The organism is Bellilinea sp. (genome assembly GCF_034432615.1).
Lineage (GTDB): Bacteria > Chloroflexota > Anaerolineae > Anaerolineales > Anaerolineaceae > Bellilinea.
On sequence record NZ_DAOUBL010000395.1, the window covers coordinates 1 to 2,930 of the forward strand.

Genomic DNA, 2,930 nt, shown 5'->3' on the forward strand with positions numbered 1-2,930 from the left:
AATGATTTTCACATCAACTTTCGAATTTTCGTCCCCCCTCCCGCCTCCCCCAAAATCGCAGGGGCGATTTTGGGGAGGTGCAGGTGGGGGTCACAAATCAGATTGCCGCGCTCGCTGCGCTCGTTGGCAGTGCCATTTACCTGTGAATTTCAATCCGCGCCGGGCGAAACGCACCCGTGCCGGCGAAAATTACCCCCTCCAGCCTCCTCCAAAATCGCTACGCCGATTTGGGGGCAGGCACAGGAAGGGCAAAATCGTTTGATTTAACCCACGAGTGGATTATTCCGAATAGACATCGGTCAGCACCCGCCGGCTGCGGTTTGACCCTTTTTGACTTTGAGAAAGCCCTGATCATTTCCTTTTTCATCCTTGACTCTGTCCTTCAAAAAGGTATGATGAAATTATGGGAAAAACGATCAAATTAATTGCTTTTTGGGTGTTTTTAGCCCTGGGACTGAGCGCCGTGGCTGCGCCGGTACTGGCTCAGGGCGGCGGGACGACCCTCTACCTGCCGCTCATCTCCAAAGGGCCGCCGCTGCCCCCGCCGGACGAAGCCAGCGCACGCATCAGCCTGCCGGCCGGTTTCCACATCCGCATCTACGCCGAAAACCTCACCGGCCGGCCGCGCTTCATGGCCATCGGCCCGGACGGTCACCTCTACCTCAGCCTGATGAACGCCGGTCAGGTAGTGCGCCTGCCCGACCGCAACCGCGACGGGCTGGCCGACGGGGTGGAAGTGATTGCCGGCGGGCTATACCTGCCGCATGGGCTGGCGTTCTACAACGGCTACCTGTACATCGCCGAAGGAAATAAGGTCGAACGGCTGGCCGGCCCGCAGGCGGACGGCTCGTTCGGCGCGCCGCAGCTGGTCACCGACAACATCCCCGGCCCGCTCGGCCACAGCAGCCGCACGGTCATCTTTGGCCCGGACGGAAAAATGTACATCAGCGCCGGTTCTTCCTGCAATGTGTGCGAGGAAGACGACCCGCGCCGCGCCGCCGTGCTGCGCTTCAACCCGGATGGCAGCATCCCGTCCGACAACCCGTTTGCCAGCGACCCTGACGAACGCAAGCGCCCGCTGTGGGCCTGGGGACTGCGCAACAGTGTCGGTCTAATCGTCTCGCCGGGCGGCGGCCTTTGGGCCAACCACAACGGCAGCGATGGGCTGGGCGATGATTTACCACCGGAAGAAATCGTCATCGAGGTGCAGGGCAACCGCCATTACGGCTGGCCGTACTGCTACACCCCCGGTGTGGGGGTCATCCCGCCCGACACCCGTGAAGTACGCGATACGCGCATTGCCCTGCCGTCCGGCTTCACCTGCGCCCAGGCCGTGCCGGCGCTGTTCACCGCCCCGGCGCACTCCGCCCCGCTGGGTATGACGCTGGGCAAGCCCGGCAACTTCCCCTCCGATTATGTGGACGACCTGTTCGTCGCCTACCACGGCTCGTGGAACACCACTGCCGCCAACATCCGCGACTACAAGGTGGAGCGCGTGCTGCTGGAAAACGGCAAACCGGTTGGCAGCCAGACCTTTGCCACCGGCTGGCGGGCGCCGGGCAAACCCTGCGGCGACAGCGCCACGTGGGGCCGCCCGGCGGATGTAATCTTCAACGCCTACGGCGAGATGTTCATCTCCGACGACAAAGGCAACCGCGTCTATCGGGTAATTTACGCCCCATAAAACCGGCCGGCTTTCAGCGCTCCTCGGCAAAGCGCACGTCCACGGTCATGCCCCAGCGCAGGCGCGGGTCGCTTTCCAGCAGGCGCAGCCGGACGCGGTAGACCACATCGCCGCCGCGCGTCTGGGGGTAGTCGGCAATCCGCTCAATTTGGGCGCGCAGGCTCAACTCCGGCAGGGCATCCGGCGTGATTTCGGCGTCCTCATCCGTGCGGATGCGCACCACGTCCTTTTCGCTCAGGTCGGTGGTTTCGGCATACCATTCCGAAAGATCCGCCACCACCAGCACCGGCTGAGCCGGAGCCACGCTTTCGCCGGCGGAGTAACGCACCTCGACCACCGTGCCGTCAAAGGGAGCGCGCAGCTCCAGCCGCGCCAGCGCCTCTTCGGCAGCCGCAACGGCGGCCTGGGCGGCATCCAGGCGCGCCTGCGCCAGCGCCAGTTCATCCGGGTCGGGTTTCAAGTCCTGCCGGGCTTCATACGTTCGGCGGGCGTCCTCCAGCCGCTGGTTGGCCAGATCCCAGCGCGCGCGCGCCAGCTCGACCTCGTTGGTCAGCAAACCCAGTTCGCGGCTGGCATCATTGTAGCGCAGGCGGGCCTGCTCCACATCGTCCTCGGCGCGCTTGCGGGTGGGGTTATCGGCGGCCAGATCGCTGTAGCGCTGCAGAGTTTCCTCGCGGTCCTGCAATTCCTGCTGCAAGTCGGCAACCTCTTCGCGCAGGTCGTCAATCCGGTCACGGGTGGCGCGAGTATCCAGCCGGTCAAAAGCCTGCCAGGCCTGCACCGCCTCGCGTTCGGCTTCCAGCACCGCAACGCGCGCCTGTTCGGCTGCCAGCGCGGCTTTCTCGTTGAGCGTATCCAGCGCCTGCTGAGCTGCCAGCAGTTCGGCTTTGGCCTGCGCCAGCGCGGCCTGCGCCTGTGCGCTTTCCGAAAGACGCGCCAGCACCTGCCCGGCCTGCACCGGTTCTCCCTCGCTGACCAGTACTTCTGCCAATGTGCCGGCGGTATTGAAAAAGAGCAGCGCCTCATCGCGCGGCACAATGCGCGCCTCGGCAATCACCCCGCCGCGGTTATCCACCGGCGGCAGCGGTGCGGGGGTTGGGGTTGGCGCAAACACCGATTGCACTGCCGAACAGCCGCTGGTCAATCCCAGCAGGATCATCATCAAAGCCATCAGCCATTTGGATTTCATCTCGAACCTCCCAGCAGGATTATTCATAAGCCAGCACCTCACGGATGGTCAGGCGGG

At 64.1% G+C, this 2,930-nt stretch carries 2 protein-coding genes; one reads left to right on the forward strand and one right to left on the reverse strand.

The annotated features are described in order from the left end of the window. The first annotated feature begins 403 nt into the window (after positions 1-403). Positions 404-1,684, forward strand: a complete 1,281-nt coding sequence (locus VAE48_RS17295) for a PQQ-dependent sugar dehydrogenase (RefSeq protein ID WP_322794587.1) — start codon at positions 404-406, stop codon at positions 1,682-1,684. 13 nt (positions 1,685-1,697) lie between these two features. On the opposite strand, the gene VAE48_RS17300 is transcribed toward VAE48_RS17295, so the two are convergent. Then, on the reverse strand, positions 1,698-2,873 hold the full coding sequence (locus tag VAE48_RS17300; RefSeq protein WP_322794588.1) for an HlyD family secretion protein: 1,176 nt from the start codon (positions 2,871-2,873) through the stop codon (positions 1,698-1,700). Positions 2,874-2,930 lie beyond the last annotated feature (57 nt).

Excerpts from the sequence above, each read along its gene's own strand:
- VAE48_RS17295 (WP_322794587.1), top strand. The coding sequence starts at position 404 with ATGGGAAAAACGATCAAATTAATTGCTTTTTGGGTGTTTTTAGCCCTG.
- VAE48_RS17300 (WP_322794588.1), bottom strand. The coding sequence starts at position 2,873 with ATGAAATCCAAATGGCTGATGGCTTTGATGATGATCCTGCTGGGATTG.